This is a genomic window from Hymenobacter actinosclerus, assembly GCF_900111515.1.
In the GTDB taxonomy this organism is placed as follows: Bacteria; Bacteroidota; Bacteroidia; order Cytophagales; family Hymenobacteraceae; genus Hymenobacter; species Hymenobacter actinosclerus.
The window spans coordinates 752,849-772,569 of the sequence record NZ_FOHS01000001.1 but is presented as its reverse complement, the minus strand read 5'-3'; the positions used below and the strand labels follow the sequence as shown (position 1 = coordinate 772,569).

Annotated in this window: 13 protein-coding genes; 4 read left to right on the top strand and 9 right to left on the bottom strand. The window is 64.2% G+C overall.

Annotated features, from left to right (window positions below; all coding sequences use genetic code 11):
- Positions 1-252: 252 nt before the first annotated feature.
- Positions 253-3,828 (top strand): reprolysin-like metallopeptidase, encoded by a 3,576-nt coding sequence (locus BMY67_RS03360; RefSeq protein WP_092768261.1) that lies wholly within the window; start codon positions 253-255, stop codon positions 3,826-3,828.
- A 332-nt stretch (positions 3,829-4,160) separates the two neighbouring features.
- Here the strand turns inward: BMY67_RS03360 and BMY67_RS03355 are convergent, their stop codons facing one another.
- The 5 genes from BMY67_RS03355 to BMY67_RS03335 form a co-directional block, all read right to left on the bottom strand.
- Positions 4,161-6,308 (bottom strand): helix-hairpin-helix domain-containing protein, encoded by a 2,148-nt coding sequence (locus BMY67_RS03355; RefSeq protein WP_245744856.1) that lies wholly within the window; start codon positions 6,306-6,308, stop codon positions 4,161-4,163.
- Between the two features lie 59 nt (positions 6,309-6,367).
- Entirely contained in the window at positions 6,368-7,270 is a 903-nt protein-coding gene (locus BMY67_RS03350) for a hypothetical protein (RefSeq protein ID WP_092768259.1), read from the bottom strand.
- Positions 7,271-7,680: 410 nt separating this feature from the next.
- Positions 7,681-9,018 carry a family 1 glycosylhydrolase gene (locus BMY67_RS03345; RefSeq protein WP_092768257.1) on the bottom strand — a complete coding sequence of 446 codons (1,338 nt, stop codon included), beginning with the start codon at positions 9,016-9,018 and terminating at the stop codon, positions 7,681-7,683.
- Positions 9,019-9,105: 87 nt separating this feature from the next.
- Positions 9,106-10,806, bottom strand: coding sequence for a ribulokinase (locus BMY67_RS03340; protein ID WP_092768255.1), 1,701 nt, complete (start codon positions 10,804-10,806; stop codon positions 9,106-9,108).
- Positions 10,807-10,934: 128 nt separating this feature from the next.
- Complete coding sequence (locus BMY67_RS03335) at positions 10,935-13,241, bottom strand: S46 family peptidase (RefSeq protein WP_092768253.1); 2,307 nt, start codon at positions 13,239-13,241, stop codon at positions 10,935-10,937.
- 193 nt (positions 13,242-13,434) lie between these two features.
- On the opposite strand from BMY67_RS03335, the gene yidD reads away from it, so the two are divergent.
- On the top strand, positions 13,435-13,656 hold the full coding sequence (gene yidD, locus BMY67_RS03330) for a membrane protein insertion efficiency factor YidD (protein WP_092768251.1): 222 nt from the start codon (positions 13,435-13,437) through the stop codon (positions 13,654-13,656).
- Positions 13,657-13,714: 58 nt separating this feature from the next.
- Here the strand turns inward: yidD and BMY67_RS03325 are convergent, their stop codons facing one another.
- Positions 13,715-14,800, bottom strand: coding sequence for an aldose epimerase family protein (locus BMY67_RS03325; RefSeq protein ID WP_092768249.1), 1,086 nt, complete (start codon positions 14,798-14,800; stop codon positions 13,715-13,717).
- 201 nt (positions 14,801-15,001) lie between these two features.
- Here BMY67_RS03325 and BMY67_RS03320 point away from each other — a divergent pair, with 201 nt between their 5' ends.
- Both BMY67_RS03320 and fbaA read left to right on the top strand, forming a co-directional pair.
- Complete coding sequence (locus BMY67_RS03320; protein ID WP_143069678.1) at positions 15,002-15,910, top strand: SdiA-regulated/phytase-like domain-containing protein; 909 nt, start codon at positions 15,002-15,004, stop codon at positions 15,908-15,910.
- 143 nt (positions 15,911-16,053) lie between these two features.
- Positions 16,054-17,139 (top strand): class II fructose-bisphosphate aldolase, encoded by a 1,086-nt coding sequence (fbaA, locus tag BMY67_RS03315; RefSeq protein WP_092768245.1) that lies wholly within the window; start codon positions 16,054-16,056, stop codon positions 17,137-17,139.
- 435 nt (positions 17,140-17,574) lie between these two features.
- Here fbaA and lgt read toward each other — a convergent pair whose 3' ends face one another.
- From lgt to BMY67_RS03300, 3 genes are all read right to left on the bottom strand, one after another.
- Entirely contained in the window at positions 17,575-18,564 is a 990-nt protein-coding gene (gene lgt, locus BMY67_RS03310; RefSeq protein WP_092769572.1) for a prolipoprotein diacylglyceryl transferase, read from the bottom strand.
- A 113-nt stretch (positions 18,565-18,677) separates the two neighbouring features.
- Complete coding sequence (locus BMY67_RS03305; RefSeq protein WP_092768243.1) at positions 18,678-18,977, bottom strand: hypothetical protein; 300 nt, start codon at positions 18,975-18,977, stop codon at positions 18,678-18,680.
- Entirely contained in the window at positions 18,970-19,614 is a 645-nt protein-coding gene (locus BMY67_RS03300) for an RNA polymerase sigma factor (RefSeq protein ID WP_092768241.1), read from the bottom strand. Before BMY67_RS03300 ends, BMY67_RS03305 begins: the two co-directional genes overlap by 8 nt.
- Positions 19,615-19,721: the final 107 nt, after the last annotated feature.

Here is a 19,721-nt window from a genome sequence, read left to right as displayed (position 1 = left end):
CCCCAACGCTGCGGCCTGCAGGCTGGGTTAGTGGCCTGGAGGCTGCCTGAGAGGTAAACTGGGCCGGCGTACGGCAGTGCGCGGCACCACCTGCCGGTGCTGGCCGGCGGGGCGGGCGTTCGAGAGGAAATGCTTTGCCATTTTGGCAATAAATGCGGCTGGCTGCCGACAAAAATTCTATCTTGAGGGCGTTTTCCTGACAACTGCGGGAAGACGCCCTTTTTCTATTCTTTCTCACCCTTCTCTTTCTCTATGCAACCACTTTCTACTCTGCTGCAACGGGCCTGGCGGCCGCTGCTGGCCGGTTCGGCGCTGCTGCTGGCAGCTGCGCCGGTAGCCCAGGCCCAGCGCGTGCTGTGGGCCGATGCGGCCCGCGTGCCAGCCCAGGCCCGCGCCGCCACGCAGGCCCTCACCCACTTCCGGACGGTCGATTTTCAGCTCGATGCCGTGCGCGAGGCCCTGAGCACCGCGCCGCTTGAGCGCACCGGCAACCGGGGCGCGGCCACGGTTATTTCGCTGCCCCTGCCCAACGGCACTTCGCAGCGGTTTCGGGTAGAGCAGGTGCCGGTAATGTCGCCGGCGCTGGCCGCCCGCTACCCCAGCATCCGCACCTACCTAGCCCAGGGCCTCGACGATGCGTCGGCCACGGCCCGCCTCGACGTAACGCCCGCCGGCTTCCATGCCCAGATTCTGGCCGCCGGCTACACTGTATACATCGACCCGACGGCCCAGGGCAGCAGCACGCACCTGGTATTTGAGCGGCGCAACATGCTGCTGCCCGCCTTTGCGTGCGCCGTTGCCTCGCCCGATGGCAGCGAGCCGGAAGTGAAGCTGACAAACGCCCAGCGCGCGGCCGTAGCCAACGGCACTACCCTGCGCACCTACCGGCTGGCCCTGGCCGCCACAGCCGAATACTCGGCCTTCCACGGCGGTACCAAGGAAACCGTAATGGCGGCCATGGCCACGTCTATGAACCGCGTGAACGGCATTTACGAGCGCGAAGTGGCCGTGCGCATGGTGATAGTGCCCGACAACGACAAGCTGATTTATTTCGACGCCACTACCGACCCGTACACCAACAACAATGGCAGTACGATGCTCAATGAGAACCAGACCAACGTCGACAACCTCATTGGCAATGCCAACTACGATATTGGCCACGTGTTCAGCACCAACGGCGGGGGCGTGGCCCAACGGCCTTCGGTGTGCGTCAATTCGGGCAAGGCCCGCGGCGTAACCGGCACCAGCAGCCCCATCGGCGACGCCTTCGATGTAGACTATGTAGCTCACGAAATGGGCCACCAGTTCGGTGGCGACCATACGTTTAACAGCCAGACCGGCTCCTGCGGCGGCGGCAACCGGGCCACTACTTCGGCCTACGAGCCGGGTTCGGGCACCACCATTATGGCCTACGCCGGTATCTGCGGGGCTGATAACACCCAGCCCAACTCCGACGCCTTCTTCCACTCACGCAGCTTCGACCAGATTGTAGCCCACATCACGGGCAATGGCAACTGCTCGGTGAACACGCCCACCGGCAACACGGCCCCGGTCGTGAATGCCGGCCGCAACTACGCCATTCCGGTGCGCACGCCCTTCACGCTCACCGGCTCGGCCACCGACGTGAACAACGACGCGCTTACCTACTCGTGGGAGCAGTACAACCTGGGGCCAGCCGGCGCACCCGGCGCCCCGGCGGCCGATGCTCCGTTGTTCCGCGTTTTCGCCCCCACCACCAGCCCCTCGCGCACCTTCCCGCGCCTGGCCGACGTTCTCAACAACACCCAGACCAAGGGTGAGCTGCTGCCGACGTACGGCCGCCGCCTCATCTTCCGCCTCGTAGCCCGCGACAACCGCGCCGGCGGCGGCGGGGTCGATTACGACTCGATGAACGTGGTGGTAGTGCCCACGGCCGGCCCCTTCGTGGTAACGGCCCCCAACTCGGCCGCCACCACCTGGCTGGTGGGCGCGCCGCAGCAGGTGAGTTGGGATGTGGCCAACACCACCCAGGCACCCATCAGCGCGGCCAATGTTGATATTCTGCTCTCGACCGACGGCGGGCTGACCTTCCCGACGACGCTGCTGGCCAACACGCCCAACGACGGCTACGAAACCCTGACGCTCCCGGCCAGCGTGGCCGCCACGGCCCAGGCCCGCATCAAGGTGCAGGCCACGGGCGGCATCTTCTTCGATGTTTCGGACAACAACTTCAAGGTTGAGGTGCCCGCCGGGCCAACCTTCTTCCTGCAGGGCCCGGCCGGACCGGCCAGCGCCCTCAGCTTCTGCGCCGGCAGCTCGGGCACGGTAGCCTTCACCGTAGGCCAGCTCCAGGGCTTCACCGGCCAGGTAACGCTGGCCGCCACCGGCCTGCCCGCCGGCGTAACGGTTACCTACCCCGCCACTACGGTAGCAGCCGGCACCAGCAGCACGGCCACTATTACCACGACCAACGCAGCTGTTTCGGGCACCTACACGCTGCAGCTGACGGGCGTGAGCGGCACCGACACGCGCACGCTCGATGTGCTGCTGACCATTCTGCCGGGCATCTCGCAGGCGCCAACCATTACGGCCCCGATTACGGCCAGCACCCGCAACAGCCTGCGCCCGGCCATTACCTGGTCGGCCGTGCCCAATGCCACGGGCTACGAAGTGCAGGTAGCGCTTGATGCCGCCTTCACGACCGGCGTCATTACCCAAACCATCAGCCCCGCCAACAGCTTCGTGCCCAACCAGCTGCAGGCTTCCACTCAGTACTTTGTGCGGGTACGGGCGCTCAGCGGCTGCGGCCCGGGCCCTTACTCGGCCGTAACCAGCTTCACAACCGGCACCCAGACCTGCCAGACGCTGGCCGCCACCAACGTACCGCTCACCATTTCGGACGCGGCAACGGCTACGGTTACCTCCATCATCGCCGTAACCAACACCAACCGCGCCTCCAACATCCGGGTGCGCAACCTGGCCATCACGCACCCCGACGTGAGCGAGCTGGAAATTTCGCTCACCAACCCCGCCGGCCGGCGGGTGGTGCTGTTCTCGCGCACCTGCCCCGGCACCGGCAACCTGAGCCTGAGCTTCGACGACGCGGCCACTGCGGCCCTGGCCTGCCCGCTGGTAGCCGGCTCGACGGTACGCCCGCTCAACCCGCTCGGCGAGCTGCTCAATTCGCCCGCCAACGGCAACTGGACGCTCACCATCGTTGACAACAAGCCCGGCAACGGCGGCACGCTGACGGGCTGGAGCCTGGAAGTATGTACCCTGGATGAGCTGCCCCTCGCGCCTACCTCCCTAACGGTTCTGGCCCCGGTAACTACTACGACGGGCGCCGATATCGACCTGATCTGGCTGGATAACGCGACCAACGAAACGGGCTATGAGATTGAGCGTGCCCTGGGCAGCACCGGCACCTTTGCCAAAGTAGGCACCGTAGCCGCCGGCACCACCTTCTACACCGACAAGGTGACGGCCAACGGCCAGTACTGCTACCGCGTGCGGGCCATCAACACGGCCGGCGCTTCGGATTACTCGAACCAGGCCTGCCAGACGGTTTCGGTGATTACGCGCACTGTAGCGGCCGCCCTGCAGGGTATTGAGGTGGCCCCGAACCCCAGCACCGGCCTGTTCCGGGTACGCATCGGCAACGACCAGCGCGGCCCCGTCACGCTGCGCGTGACTGACGCTGTGGGCCGCCTGGTACAAACCCGGACGCTGACCAAAGGCGCGGCCGAGCTGCAAACCAGCCTCGACCTGAGCCCCCTGGGGGCCGGCATCTACCAGCTGCACCTTGACCTGCCCAACGGCACGAGCGTAGTGCGCCTGCTGAAGCAATAAGCCTTTAGAGCTTAGAAAAAACGGTCATCCTTCGCCTTTGGCGCGGGATGACCGTTTTTTTGCGCTTTTACTTCTTAGACCGTACCGCGAAATTCTGCTGTTGCGCGCTGCCTCCGAACGTTATTCCAACCTTTATTCAAGCATTTCTCTAAGAAGCTGTTTGAGTTAACCCCGCACGGTGTAGAGACGCGACCCATCGCGTCTCGTCGTTGCTGAGGTGTTTCTACATGACCGTTCAACGACCGTTCAACGACGAGACGCAACTATGCGTCTCTACACCGTGCGGGGTTAACTCAAATAGCTTCTAAGCCCTAATACCTAAGCTCTAACACCTAAAACCGGTACCGTAGCTGGGCTTTTACGTCGGAGCGGCGGTTGCCCTGGATTTCGTCTAGTCCCGAGCCGATGGTGTCCTGGTGGCGGTAGTGGGTGTCGGCGTAGCGCAGCCAGAGCGTGAGGTGGCGGTTGACGTCGAACTGGGCCAGCACGTAGGTGCGGGTGCCCTGGCCGGCGAGTACCGGAATGGAGAAAGCGTAGAGCACGTCCTGCTCGAACACGTACTGGCGGGTGTCGTAGTCGTCGGTGTCGAAGAGGGCGTAGCGGGCCGAGAGGCGCAGGCGGCGCAGGGGCTGCACGGTTACGTCCTGGGCCAGCACGTAGCCGTGGCGGGCGGGGCCGCCGCCGTCTTCGCGGTAGCGGCTGCCCTGCACGCGGGTGCGCAGGCTGAGCTGGGGCAGCGGGCTGGTATCGTAAAACAAGAGCAGGCTGCGGCGCTGGGTGGGCACGGGCAGCGGTACGGCCCGCAGCGTGTCGGCGTCGTAGGCCTTGGTGCGCTGGCGGATCTGAGCATAAAGCAGGCTGGTTTTGCTGGGGCTGAAGGTGAGGCGCACAAGCCAGTCGTGGCCCGCGCTGGGGGCGCCCACCTGGTAGCGCAGCCACGGGAAGCTGAACCGGTCGTAGTAGGCCGAAGCCTCCCAGCGCGGCGCGGGCCGCACTTTCAGGCCCACATACAGTCCGTTTTCGTTGATGTTGCGCGTGTTTTCGCCGAACGCGTTGCCGTAGAGCGTGTGAAAATTGCGGGCGTAGTGGCGCTGGAGCACCGCTATATCCACGGCCGGCGACAGGCTGGCCAGCAGCCCGTTCACGGTGCCCAGGCCGCCACCCGCACTGCGGGCCGTTTCGCCGAACAGCAGCAGGTTGCGCCACACGTAGCTGTAGTGGACGCCCAGGGCCAGGTTCCGGTCGCCGCGCAACTCGTACTTGTTGTACAGCTCGTCGCGGCGTTGCAGGGGCTTGTCGAACTGCGTATTCACGGCCGTGGCCCCGATTTGCAGGTCGCCGTCGGGGCTGGTGTATTGGGCGTGGCCGCCGAGCACGGTTTCGCGCAGCACTTCGCGGTTGGCCAGCTCGGTGGGCGTACGGTGAAACCCGCTCAGCTGCAACCCCGACGTAAACTCGCGGAAATCGGTCAGCGAATCCTGGGCCTGCTGCAACGAGGCATCGACGCGCTTGCGCGAGCCGAACACGGTGGCCCGCACCGTGGGTGTAACGGCCACCGTAGCCGCCGCGCCCCGAAAAAATGAGTTTTCGAGCACCGAGGCGTAGGGCCGCACGCCCACCGAGCTGCGGCGCACGGTGGTAATGGTTTCGGCCCCCTTGCCCACCACAAAGCCCGACGACAGCAGCAGCCCCTGCCCGAATTGCAGCTGATAGTCGCCCAAAGCCAGGGTTTTGAGCCGGCCCCGCTCCTGCACCACGAAGTGAGCCGAGTAGAAATCGGCGCCGTAGCGGCGGGTACCGGGGTCCCAGACGAGCTGCTCGCCGGCATCTTTTTCGGCCGTGAAGCCCAGGCTGAAGTCGCGGCTCCGGCTCACGCGGTAGCGCAGCAGCAGCTTGTCGGGCGAGCCCAGGTAGCGGGTGGCGGGCCGGCCGGTGCTGGTGGTATCGGCGGGGCCGTAGCCGGGGCGGCCCTGCACGGTGCGCTCGTAGCGCAGAAACAGGGCGTTGTTTTCTTCGTGGGCGATGCGCTGCCAGAGGTTGCCGCGGGCCGCGTTGGGGTCCGACGTCAGCACCGCCACGAAGGGCGCGATGCGGTAAATGGTGCGCAAATCGAACCCCTCGACGCTTTGCAGCTCATAGAAGCTCAGCAGCGGACCAGTCCGCTGGCGGTGCTCCAGCAGGTGGGTTATCTGAGTTTCAGAGAGCAGCAGCAAACTCCGCAGCTCGTCGCGCGAGGCCAGGTTGAGGTTGAGCGGGGTCTGGTAGTAGAGCAGCAGGGTTTCGTAGAGGTCCTCATAAGCCACGCCGCTTTCGTCGCTCTGGATTTCGGCAAACAGCTCCTGCGTGAGCCGGTCGAGGTCGGGCACCGGCGGGCGCGGGTACTCCTGTCCGCTGGCGCTGCCGGCTAGCAGCAGCAGCGTGGCGGCTATGGCTGTGGCCCGGACTTCAGTCCGTAGCCCGCCCGTGAGAACCGCAGGCAATGCTCGGGCTACGGACTGAAGTCCGAGCCACAGCCAGCCGCCCCGTACCCCGCCCCGCTTCATGGCTTGCCTGGTTTTTCCCACACGTAGGCGGCGCTCAGTTGCTGGCTCAGGCCCAGGGCCTCGTGCCAGCCGGCGGCGTAGTCGATGCGGAAGGCGCCGGTACGCAGGCCCAGGCCGCCAGTGAGCTGGCTGCTGAGCGTGCTCAGGCCGGCGCGCAGGGCCAGGGCCGGCAGGGGCTGGTATTCGAGGCCGGCCTTGAAATCGGCGTCCTGCTCCACGTCTTTCTCGGTTTCTACCAGTAACAGCACTTTCTCGGCAGGGCGCCAGGCCAGGCCGGCGCGTAGTACGGTGGGCACCCGCTCGTCCTGGTATTCGGCCAGCCGGGCCTGGTTGAGGTTGTAGAGCGTGGCCCCGAACGTGAGTTTGCGCGGAATGATATCGGCCTGCCCGCCTAGTGAGGCGGCCACCGCCCGGCGGCTGCCCAGGCCCTGAATGCTGGTTTGCAGCATCTCGACCCGGGCCCCTACCCGCACAGTACCCAGCTGGTAGCCGTAGCCCAGCCCCAGCCGCTGCTCCGAGTACAGCGCGCCCCCGAACCGTTGGGCCGTAACGCCCAGCGTGCCGTAGCGCGGCGCCCCGGCTCCGGCCACGGCGGCGGCCACACCCGCCACCGGCGCGGCAGCCGGTGCCTGGCTGCCGCGGTAGCCAAGCGGCATGGCCACCACCAGCGAAACAGTGTTGAGCGAGGGCAGTAAGTAGCGGTTTTCGGCCCCCACACCTAAGGTGGGGCGGTTTAGCTGACCCAGGGCGGCGGCATTGGCGGCGCCGGCCCAGCCGTCGGCTTCCAGCACGGAGCCAATCTGGCCCAGCGCGGCCGAGCGGGCACCCCACAGGCCCTGGGCACGGGCGGCCAGTGGCAGCCCGGCCAAAAGCACTACCAGTAAGTAGAATTTCGCCATCGGGCAGCCGTTAAGCAGTTGAACTGCTGGAAAGTAGCCACTCTATTCCGTTACTGCAAATCCGATAGGATTATTTTTTGAGAAGTTAGGAATCAGGGTTTAGAATTTAGGAGCTAGGAGCTAACTGAACTGACAGGCTAATTTGGTGTACAGAACGTCATTCAGAGCGCAGCAAAGAATCTCGCTCGAACAGCCGTTGAACGAGTTCACGCCAGATTCTTCGCTGCGCTCTGAATGACGTTCCGCATACCAATTTACCTTGTCAATTCAGCTAGGAGTTAGAATACGGTCTGTCATCCTGAACGGAGCGAAGGACCTTGTACCACCTGATTTACGGATGGTTCAAGGTCCTTCGCTCCGCTCAGGATGACAGGCCGTATTCTAGCTTCTAACTTCTAAATTCTACCCCCTTAAATCTCCACTTTAAGCGTGGCGGGGCGGGTGGTTTGTTCGAATAGCTCGCCGTGCGGGATGATGGTAATCTGGCCGTACTCCTGGAGCAGCTTGCGGTAGGCGGCGGCTACGGGGCGCGGGTTGCGGTCCATATCAAACAGGCCGCAGGCGTTTACAGTGCCCTCCTTCACCTCCAGACCCCGGTTCCAATCGACCTGGTCGATGAGCGAGTACCAGGTGAAGCCGAGCACCGGCACCCCGGTTTTGCGCATCTGGAGGATATTGACCCACTGTTTCCAGAGCCAGGCCGGGGCCTCGTTGGGGTCGAAAATATTGGTTTCGGTGTGCATCACCGGCTTGCGGTAGCGCAGGTAGTAGTCGTGGGTGATGTTGAACCAGCCCATCACATCGGACGCCACCAACACTTCACCGTCGGGCAGAATCATGCGCTCGTTGCGGCCGTAGTAGTCGTTGCCCATAATCTGATAGCCCGGCGGCTCGCCGGCCATAAACCAGTCGTATTCCTCTTTGCTCATGCCGTTCTCGTGCAGGTACTGGTACACCTCGCCATCGGGGTGGTGGGCGTAGAGCAGGTCGAGGGCCAGGAAGCGTAGCTTGTTTTCCAGCTGAATGTGGGGCGTGCGCTCGGTGCGCAGCTCGTGGGTGTACTCGGCCGACTCGCTCTGCACGATGACGCAGTCGGGGCGGCGCTTGGCAATCTGCTGGTTGCCCATGATGCTGGCCGCCACCATGTGCTTGAGGGCCGTTACGAAGGCTTTATCTGAGCGCAACTGCTCGTTCCAGATGCCGTCTTTGGCGCTGAGCTTGGCCGTGACGTAAATCTCGTTGATGGGCGTGTAGTAGCGCACCCAGGGGTAGCGCTCGGCCACCGCGCCGCAGTACTCGGCGAAGTGCACCGGCAGCTCGGGATTCTGGAAGTTGCCCAGCCAGTCGGGCACGCCAAAGTGCATCAAATCCAGAATGGGGGTAATGCCCAGGCGCTGGATTTCGGCCATCACCTTGTCGGCAAACTCCCAGTCGTACTCGCCGGGGCCCTTGTGGATGCTGTAGTAGGGCAGGCCGTAGCGCAACACCTTCAGGCCCATATCCTGCACCAGTTGCAGGTCCTTTTTCCAGTGCTCGTAGTGGCCGCACTCTTCGAGCAAATCGCGCCGCACCTTGCCGTGCTCGATGGTAGGGTACGAGCACTCGATGCCGGTGGCGAACATGAAGTTGCCCGGCGTGCCGGTGGGCAGCCCCTGCCCCGAGGTGCCACTGGCCCCGCCGAATTCGTCGCCCTCGTAGTTGCCGGAGCCGAAATGTTTTTTGATGTCCGTTAGAAAGGATTCAGCCATGTATGCGGAAAGTGGAAAATGAGCGGGCTTTAGCGGCCCGTGAAGCAGTACGGATTATCAACCGTTAAAGCCCAGCTTGTTCCCGGATTATGCGCTGGCCGGATTTTCGGGGCCGGGCGTGGTGGCCTCAATGAACCCGCCCAGGGCCCGGTATTCGGCGTAGCGGGCGTCGTAGGCCGCCACCCGCGCCGGGTTGGGGTCGTACTGCTCCGAAAAGCCGCTGCCCATGGCCTGCTGGGCCGCCTCCACGCTGGGGTGGCAGCCGGCGGCCACGGCCGCGTACATGGCCGCGCCCAGAGCCGGGGCCTGCTCGGAGGCCGTCACCACGATGCGCCGGCCCAGCACGTCGGCCAGCGTCTGCATCAGGTAAGCCGATTTCTTGGCCACCCCGCCAATACCGATGATCTGCTTGATGGCAATGCCCTCGTGCTCGAACCGCTCCAGAATGTGGCGCGAGCCGTAGCACAGCGCCTCTACCAGCGCCCGGAAAACCTCGGGGGCGCTGCTGCCCATGGTCAGGTTGCGGAGCGCGCCCTGCAACTGGTGGTTGGCGTCGGGCGTGCGGCGGCCGTTCACCCAATCCAGGGCCAGCACGGGGTTTTCGGCGGCGAAGGGCAGGGCCTCGGCGGCCTCGGTAAGCAGCACCAGCAGGTTGCGCTCGGCCTCCAGCAGCAGCTCTTCGCGCTGCCCGGCACTCAGGCTGCCGGCTTGGCCAAGCAGCGCCGCCAGCGGCCAGCTCAGCAGGCCCTCGAACCAGGCCAGCAGGTCGCCGAAGGCCGATTGGCCGGCTTCCAGGCCCACCAGCCCCGGCACCACCGAGCCGTCCACCTGCCCGCAGATGCCGGCTACGGGCGGGTGGCCGGCCAGGTCGGCGGGCGGCACCACCACAATGTCGCAGGTGCTGGTGCCCATCACTTTCACCATAGCATAGGGCGTGATGCCGGCCCCTACCCCCCCGGCGTGGGCGTCGATGGTGCCCACAGCCACCACCGTTGCGGGGCCCAGGCCCAGCTTTTCGGCCCACGCGGAACTCAGGGTGCCGGCGGGCTCGTCGGCGGGGTAGGTTTGCTGGTAGAGGCGGGCGCGCAGACCGGCCAGCTGGGGTTCGAGCTGGGTGAGGAATTCTTCAGCGGGCAGGCCGTCCCATTCAGCGTGCCACATGGCCTTGTGGCCGGCGGCGCAGCGGCTGCGCTTCAGCTCGGCCAGCGGCAGGCCGGTGAGCTCCAGCGTCAGCCAGTCGCAGTGCTCCAGCCACGAGTAGGCGGCCCGGGCCACCCGCTCGTTGACGCGGGTGATGCGGGTGATTTTCGACCAGAACCACTCCGACGAGTACACGCCGCCCGAGTATTTGGTGTAGTCGGGTCCGCCCCAGGAGCGGGCCAGCCGGTTGATTTCCTCGGCCTCGGCCAGGGCAGTGTGGTCTTTCCAGAGGATGAACAGCGCGTCGGGCTCCTCGGCAAATTCGGGCAGCAGACCCAGGGCCTGGCCCTGCTCGTTCACGGGGCCGGGCGAGGAGGCCGTGGCATCGACGGCCAGGGCCACGATTTGCGCCGGGTCATCCACCAGCGCCACCACCTCGCGCACGACTTCGGTGAGGCCTTCGAGGTGGTCGAGCGGATGCTGGCGGAACTGGTTCAGGTCGGGGTCGCAGAACTGGCCGGCATCCCAGCGCGGGAAGGGCCGCACGGCCTCGGCCACCTCGCGGCCGGAACTCACGTCAACGAGTAAAGCGCGCACCGAGCTGGTGCCAAAATCGAGGCCGATAACATATTGCGGACGGGTGGGCATAGGGCAAGTGGCGTGGTGGGAGGACCTCAACATACGATTCCGGCGGCGAAAAGACGCAAAAAGCCCCCGCTGCCGGGTGGCAACGGGGGCTTGGGAAGGTGTACCAAGGCTAGAACCTAGCTCTAGCACTAAAGGGCGGCGGCGTCCTTGTTCTTTTTGCGCTTGATTTTGGTTTTGCCGCCGTTTTCGGTTTTCACCTTCATCTTTTCCACGTCGCTCATGTCGGCGTTCATGGTGTTGCTGCTGGCCGAGGCCGCGCCCACGCCGGGGCTGGGGCCGTTGTTTTGCAGCGTCATCTCATCCACGAGGTGCTTGGCGCCACCCAGCTTCTCGATGCACCAGAGCACGTAGCGGATATCCACGTTGATGCAGCGTTTGAGCTCGGGGTCGTAGGCCAGGTCGCCGGTCATGGCCTCCCAGTTGCCGTCGAAGGCCAGGCCAATCAGCTCGCCGCGGCCGTTGATGACGGGCGAGCCGGAGTTGCCGCCGGTGATGTCGTTGTCGGTGATAAAACCCACGGGCAGGTTGCCGTTTTTGTCGGCGTAGCGGCCGTAGTCCTTCATTTTGAGTAGTTCCAGCTCCTTTTTAGGCACCACGAACTCGGGGTTGGTGGGGTCTTCCTTCTCCAGAATGCCCTGGGCCGTGGTTTTGTAGTCGTAGTGCACGGCGTCGCGGCCGTTGTAGGGGCGCACGGTGCCGTAGCTCAGGCGGATGGTCGAGTTAGCGTCGGGCGAGTACACTTTCTGGGTGTTCTTTTCGCGCAGGGCGGCTACGTACAGGCGGTTGGCCCGGCCCAGCCCGGCCTGCGAAGCCTGCAACTTGGGGGCAATGTTCTGCACGTAGTTGGTGTACACCGACTGGTAGGTTTTGTAGGCCGGGTCGGCCTCCAGCTTAGCCAGCGTGGGGTTGGCCAAAAAGGCGTTTACCTTGGCTTCCGAGGTCAGGAAGGAGTTGCTGAACACGTAGTCGGCGTACTTGCTCATCGAGCCGCCGTACTGCTTTTTCACCAGGGCAAACACGTCGGGCTGCTGGTCCTGGGGCACGTCCTGCATGTACAGGTTCATGAGGGCCGCGAAAACCTTTTGGTCGGTGGGGGCGCTGTAGTCTTTGAAGTAGTCCTTCACCGGCTCGCGCAGGGCCTCGGTGGCCTTGCTGATGGCGCCTTTGTCGCCGCTTTTCAGGGCGTTGGCCAGCGGCATCATGCGGGCGGCCAGCGTCACGATTTCGGTACCGAAGGCGCCCTCATTCACGTACTGGCTGCTCAGGTTGTACTGGCGCTGCACTTTGTAGGCCTGCTCGATGGTGCTGAGGGCCTCGCCGTACTGCTGCTGGCGGGCGGGGTCCTGGGCAATCCACTGGGCCAGGGCCACTTCCTCGGCCTTCTTGGTATCCACAGTCTTCAGGCGCTTCATGCCCTCGTTCTGGCCGATGAAGTACTTCCAGTAGTTGGCAATGTTGGCGTACTTGCTGGCGTATTGCAGGCGCAGGTCGGGGTTCTTGTCCATGTCGGCCTTCCAGATTTTGAGGCGCGTGTCGCGGAGCTTGATGCGGGCCGGGTTGCTTTCGTCGAGCGTGAGCTGGAGGCCGGCGGCGGGCAGAAAGCGCTGGGTGCGGCCGGGGAAGCCGAACACCATGGCGAAGTCGCCTTCCTGCACGCCCTGCATGGCCACGGGCAGGTGCTTTTTGGGCACGTAGGGCACGTTCCCTTCCTGGGCGCCGGGAGTGGGCTTGTTGTTTTTGTCGGCGTACACCCGGAACATCGAGAAGTCGCCGGTGTGGCGGGGCCACATCCAGTTGTCGGTGTCGCCGCCGAACTTGCCCACGGCCTCGGGCGGCGCGCCTACCAGGCGCACGTCGCCGAAGCGCTGGTACACGAACAGGTAGTACTCGTTGCCGCCGAACATGTCGCGCACGTAGGCTACGTACTGGCCGTTTTCCTTGGCAGCCTCGGCGGTTTCGCGCTGGCGCTGCTGGATGGTGGCCATGCGCTCGGCTTCGGGCGTGGCGGCCGTAATGCCTTCGAGCATCTTGGCCGACACGTCTTCCATGCGCACCAGAATGTCTACGAACAGGCCCGGGTTCTTCTTCTCATCGGCCTTGGTGGCGGCGTAGAAGCCGTTTTGCAGGATGTTATCCTGGGGCGTGCTGTTGCTCTGGATGGCGTCGTAGCCGCAGTGGTGGTTGGTGAGCAGCAGGCCCTGCGAGCTCACGAACTCGCCGGTGCAGAAGCCGCCGAGCTGCACCACGGCATCCTTGAGCGAGGCGTTATTGACGTCGTAAATTTCTTCGGCCGTCAGCTTGAGGCCCTTCTTCTGCATGTCGGCCTGGTTGAGGCGCTTGATGAAGAGCGGGAGCCACATGCCCTCGTCGGCGTGGGCCGTCAGGGGCAGCAGCAGCGTCAGTAGCAGGGCTTTCGCCCAGTTATTGGTGCGCATACAGGTTGGTATGGGTGGGAAATATGTTTGGACGAAGTTAGGCAATTGTGCTTGTAGCGTTTCCCGCAGAGGACGCAGAGGTAAAAACCGCAGAGGTTCGCAGAGCTGTTCTGGAACGACTCTGCGGACCTCCGCGTCAACCTCCGCGCTCCTCTGCGGGAACCCACTACCGGGCCCGTACCTTTACAACTGCATGAGCTACCTGTTCCGCCAGCTGCTGCTGGGTTTGCTGTGGGTGTACCGCCACCTGATTTCGCCCCTCACGCCGCCCAGCTGCCGGTTCGTGCCCACCTGCTCGGCCTACGCCGTCGAGGCCATCCACAAGCACGGCCCCTGGCGCGGCGGCCGGCTGGCGTTGCGCCGCATCAGCCGCTGCCACCCCTGGGGCAGCTTCGGCGAGGACCCGGTACCTTGATTTTTTAAGCTGTTAGCTGTTAGCTTTCATTCAACGAGAAAAAGCTAATAGCTGTCAGCTAATGGCTAAAAGCTAAAATAGTGCTGGTTCGCAGCGTGTCGCCCGGGCGCAGGATGGTGCTGGGGAAGCTGGGGTGGTTGGGCGAGTCGGGGAAGTGCTGGGTTTCGAGGCAGAAACCGGCGTGCTGACCGTATAGCTGGCCGTTTTTGCCCGTCAGGTGGCCGCTCAGGAAGTTGCCGGAGTAGAACTGGATGCCGGGCTGGTCGGTGCGTACTTCCAGCGTGCGGCCCGAAACCGGCTCGTACACCCGGGCCACCGGGCGCATGCCCTGGCCGTTGAGCACCCAGTTGTGGTCGTAGCCGCCGGGTGGCGGGCCGGGCACCCGGGCAAGGCGGGCCCCAATGGCGCGGGGCTGCCGGAAATCCATCGGTGTGCCCGCCACCGACCGCCGCTCCCCGGTCGGCAGCAGCTCGTCGTCGACTACCGTGTACGTATCGGCGTCCAGGGTCAGCTCGTGGGCCAGCACGTCTGGGCTCTGGCCGGCGCTCAGGTTGAAGTAGCTGTGGTTGGTGAGGTTGACGGGCGTGGCTTTATCGGTGGTGGCCGTGTAGTCGAGGCGCAGCGCGTTGTCGTCGGTGAGCGTGTAGACTACCGTCGCGGCCAGGTTGCCGGGGTAGCCTTCCTCGCCGTCGGGGCTGGTGTAGTGTAGCGTGAGGGTCGGGCCGGCAGCCGAGGTGCCGGGCGTGGCCTGCCAGACCACCTTATCGAAACCCCGCTGGCCACCGTGCAAGTGGTTGGGGCCGTCGTTGGTGGCCAGCTCGTACTGCTGGCCATCGAGCGGGAAGCGGCCCCGGGCAATGCGGTTGGCGTAGCGCCCAATCAGGGCCCCGAAGTAGGGCGACTCGTGGGGCGGCCGGCGCAGGTAATCGTGCAGGTCAGCAAAGCCCAGCACTACGTCGCCCAGCTGGCCATGGCGGTCGGGTGCCAGCAAACTGGTGATGATGCCGCCGTAGTTGGTGATGGTGGCCCGCAGGCCGTGGGCGTTTTGCAGGGTGTAGAGCTGCACGGGCGTGCCGCTCGGGGCGGTTCCGAACGGACTGGAGGCCGGGGCGGCGGGTGGCCCGGCGGGAGTTGATGTTGTCATCAGCAAGCAAAGCGGCCGGCCCCAGCCGGCATAAACGGAACAAAGCCGGCCGCGCTGGCCGGTAGCGCTACAACGCAGCAGCTGGTCCGGCGTTGCCCGCCCCGGCGCCCGCCCCGATACCCTTGCGGCGGCAGACTCGTATAGGGTGGTCTGACGTTGCCCGCGGGCGGCGCGCCACCTCTGTCCCTTCCCCTTTAAAGTATGCGTGCATTCCTTGTTGTTCCCGCGTTGGCAGCCGTCCTGCTCAGCAGCTGCTCCGAAGCCCAAACCAACCAGCCTGGGAATTCAGCCCTAACCGCCCCCACCGACCAGACTGTGCCAAACCAGAAGAAGGGTAAAAAAGGCAAAAAGGACAAGGCGTCGGACATTGCCAACCTGACCAAAGTAGGCAAGATGCGCGAGGTACCCGAAAGCTCCGGCCTGGCCCTGACGGGCGAAAACGGCACCTTCTACACCCACGGCGACGACGGCAACCCACCGATTCTGTATAAAATCAACACCCAGGGCGAGGTGCTGAGCCGCATCGAGATACCGGCCAAAAGCCACGACTGGGAAAGCATCAGCCGCGACCAGGTGGGCAACGTGTACATCGGCGACGTGGGCAACAACAACAACAACCGCAAAAACCTGGTGCTGCTGCGCCTCAACCCGCTCAACCCGCAAATCGTCCAGGAAATCCACCTCAAATACCCCGATCAAAGCGAGTTTCCGCCCGGCAAAAAGGACCGCAACTTCGATTGCGAGGCCACGCTCTGGCACGATGGTCAGGTGTACCTGTTCACCAAAGACCGGGGCCGCAGCGCCACCAGCAAGGTGTACACCGTGCCCGACCAGCCCGGCAACTACACGGCCAAGCTGCTGACCAAACTGGCCATTCCGGGCCAGGTAACCGACGCCGCCCTGAGCCCCGACGGCCGCCGGCTGGTGCTGCTGGGCCGCGAAGAAATGTTTGTGTTCGAGGGCGAAAACCTGGCGGCCATGCTGAAGGCCCAACCCCGCCAGATTTCGCTCAAGGGTGCCGGCCAGACCGAAGGCGCCGTGTTCACCACCGACCAGACCCTGTACATCAGCACCGAGCAGGGCAGCCTCTACGAGTACCAGTTCGAGTAGCCCGGGGCCCGCTGCGAGCTGCCGGCCGAGCCGTCCGGCCAACCTGGTTGGTCAGGGCGCTTTCTTTTAAGTAAATTTGCCTCAGATATCCCCCCATCCGACGCGGTTTTTCCCGGCCGCGTCATCACCTCATCCACCAGCAGATGGCTGACCACTCCACTCCTTCCGGCCTGCGCGCCGGCGTGCTGTACGGCGACGAAGTACAGCAGCTTTTCGAACACGCCAAGGCCAACGGCTACGCCCTGCCCGCCATCAACGTAACCGGCACCGATACGGTAAACGCCGTGCTCGAAGCCGCCCGCGACCTGAATTCGCCCGTTATCATCCAGTTCTCGAACGGCGGCGCGCAGTTCTTCGCCGGCAAGGGCCTCCCCAACGACAAGCAGCAGGCCAGCATTGCCGGCGCTATTTCGGGGGCCCAGCACGTGCACCTGATGGCCGAAGCCTACGGCGTGCCCGTGGTGCTGCACACCGACCACGCCGCCAAAAAGCTGCTCCCCTGGATTGATGGCCTGCTCGAAGCCGGCGAAAAGCACTTCGCCCAGCACGGCCAGCCGCTGTACTCCTCCCACATGCTCGATTTGTCGGAGGAGCCGATTGAGGAGAACGTGGAAACCTGCAAGAAGTACCTGGAGCGCATGGCCAAAATCGGGATGACGCTCGAAATTGAGCTGGGCGTAACCGGTGGCGAGGAAGACGGCGTAGACAACTCCGACGTCGATTCGAGCAAGCTCTACACCCAGCCCGACGAGGTGGCCTACGCCTACGAGGAGCTGAGCAAGGTGAGCACCCGCTTTACCATTGCCGCCGCTTTCGGCAACGTGCACGGCGTGTACAAGCCCGGCAACGTGAAGCTGGAGCCGAAAATCCTGCACAACTCGCAGGAGTTCGTGCGCGAGAAGTTCAAGCTCGATGCCAAGCTGCCCATCAACTTCGTGTTCCACGGTGGCTCGGGCTCGTCGCAGGAAGAAATCCGCGAGGCCATCAGCTACGGCGCCATCAAAATGAACCTCGACACCGATATGCAATGGGCGTTCTGGGACGGCGTGCGCCAGTACTACCAGAAAAACGAGGGCTTCCTACAGGGCCAGATTGGCAACCCTAACGGCGACGACTCGCCCAACAAGAAGTACTACGACCCGCGCGTATGGCTCCGCAAAGGCGAGGAAAGCATGATTGCCCGCGCCAAAGTTGCCTTCGACGACCTCAACGCCGCGAACCGGAACTAGCTTTTTGGAGCTGTTAGCTGAACTGATAGGTTAAGTTGGTGTATAGAACGTCATTCTGAGCGGAGCGAAGAATCTCGCTCGAACTTGTTAGAACAGCCGTTGAACGACTTCACGCGAGATTCTTCGCTGCGCTCTGAATGACGTTCTGCACACCAACTTAACCTGTCAGTTAGCTGTTAGCTGTTAGCTGTTAGCTGTTAGCTGTTAGCTGTTAGCTGTTAGCTGAAAAAACGAAAAGGGCGCCGCCCTCGGTTGAGTGCGGCGCCCTTTTCGTTCACCCCCCCCCCCGGCCCACGCCGCTTGATGCGCGGAATCCTCCGGGAGAGGGGTGCGTTCAACGAAACAAGTTTTCTGATTTACTGAACTCGCGTCTGGCACCCCTCTCCCGGAGGATTCCGCGCATCAAGCGGCGTGGGCCGGGGGTGGGGTGAACGGCTACTTCTTAGCCGCGGCAGCTTCCGCCGCCTCATACTCAGCTAGGTCCCGCGGGGCGTAGCCGTAGGGGTTTGCGGGGTTTTTGCCGGCGCGCCAGAGCACGTAGAGGCCCATGAACACCAGCGGGATGCTTAGCAGCTGGCCCATGTTGAACTGCATGCCCTGCTCGAAGGCCACCTGATCTTCCTTGAAGAACTCGATGAAGAAGCGGAACGAGAACAGCAGCACCACAAACAGCCCAAACAGCTGGCCGCGGGGCGTACGCTCTTTAGTGCGGTTCCACATCGAGTACAGCAGCACGAACAGGAATACGCAGAACAGCGACTCGTAAATCTGGGTGGGATGGCGCGGCACGGCCAGCAGCGAACCGGCCGTTACGGTGGCGCCGGCGGGGCGGGCCGTTACGGTGGGCTCGGCGCCGGGCAGGCGCTGGTAATCCACTACGTAGGTGCCGGCCGGCACGGGCTGGTCGGGGGTGCTGCGCTGCAGGTGCTCGTAGTCGCGCGGGAACACGAAGGCCCAGGGCGCATCGGTGGGGTGGCCCACGATTTCGGAGTTCATCAGGTTACCGATGCGGATGAGCGCGCCGCCCACGGCCACCACCAGCACGATGCGGTCGAGGGTCCAGAGCACGTCGAACTTGTTGTTGCGGCTGAACAGCCACACGGCGAAGATGATGCCGATGGTGGCCCCGTGCGAGGCCAGCCCGCCTTCCCAGATCTTGAAGATGCTCAGCAGATTGTCTTTGTACTGGGGCCAGTCGTAGAAAAACACGTGGCCCAGCCGGGCGCCCAGCACCGTGCCCAGCAGCACGTAAATAGTAATCACGTCCACCCAGCGCGGCGACACCTTTTCGGACTTGTAGATATGGCTCAGAATGAACGTGCCCACCACGAAGCCCGACATAAACAGCAGTCCGTACCAGCGCAGCGTAAGGGGCCCAATGTGCGCGATAATGGGGTCAGGATTCCAGAGAATGGCACTCAGCATGAACAAGGCGACAAAAGGATGAGAAGAAGTCAAAGGTAATCAGACAGCGGGCATACGATTCCGCAAGCCCAGTGCCGCTGCGGCGCCGGCCCGTTTCGGCGGCCCGGCAACTATCAGGGTGCTTGGTTGAAGTCAGCAGCGGGCCAGCTGCTTTCCTGCTTTGTCCCGGCTACGGCCTCGAAGGCGGCATTATCACCACTGAACAGCAGCAGGATGCCCAGCATTACGGCGTAGGCGGGCCAGCGCAACCAGGTGCGCACCGGCAGGCGCTCAAGGGCGGCGGCATCGGCCAGCCGGGCCCGCACCCGGCCGTAGAAATAGGGCCGGGGCTGGGCCGCCGACTGGTTTCGCCACTGGCGCAGCAGCGCATTCCATTCCTCGTCGGCATCGGGGCGGGCAGCAGAATCAGACATGGCGCGGATTGGGTTGAAGATGAGCGCACAGGGTTTGGCGGGCGCGGAATAGCAACGACTCCACGGCCGGTACCGTGGTCTGGAGCACGGCGGCTATTTCCTCGTAGCTCAGCTCCTGCTCGTGGCGCAGCGTAAAGGCCACCTGCTGCTGGTCGGGCAGTCGGGCGAGGCGGGCGCGCAGCAGCTCCACCTGCTGCGCGCCCTCCAGCTGGGTTTGGGGCGTTTCGTGGTCGGGCGGCTCGTGCAGCACGCGGTTGTCGAGGCCCAGCAGGCTGGTGAAGTAGGCGAAGCGCTTGCGGGCGCGGGCCTGCCGCTGGTGCTTGAGGGCCCGCGAGGTAGCCAGCCGGTAAAGCCAGGTGGCCAGCGTCGCCTCGCCCCGAAACCGGCCGATGGTCTGGTAAACTTCCACAAACACCTCCTGCGCCACGTCTTCGGCCTCCTCGGGCGAGCGAAGCAGCGCCAGCACGGTGCGGTAAACCCGGTTCTGGTACCGCGTTACCAGCGTCCGGAACGCCGCCTCGCTGCCCCCTTGCAGCTGCACTACCAGTTCGGCCTCGGCGCCGGCAACAGCGGCGGCAGAGCCAACGTGCGCGGCGGGCAGCGGCGGGGCAAGAGCAGACAGCGCAAGAGTATCCATCCGGGAAGCAGAAAGCGAGAAACAGCCCGTAACCAATTCCAGTCGTTGCCGCGGCTACCGGAGTTACAAAAGCTTAGGTCCGGTCCGGCCAACATACTTGCGGCGGC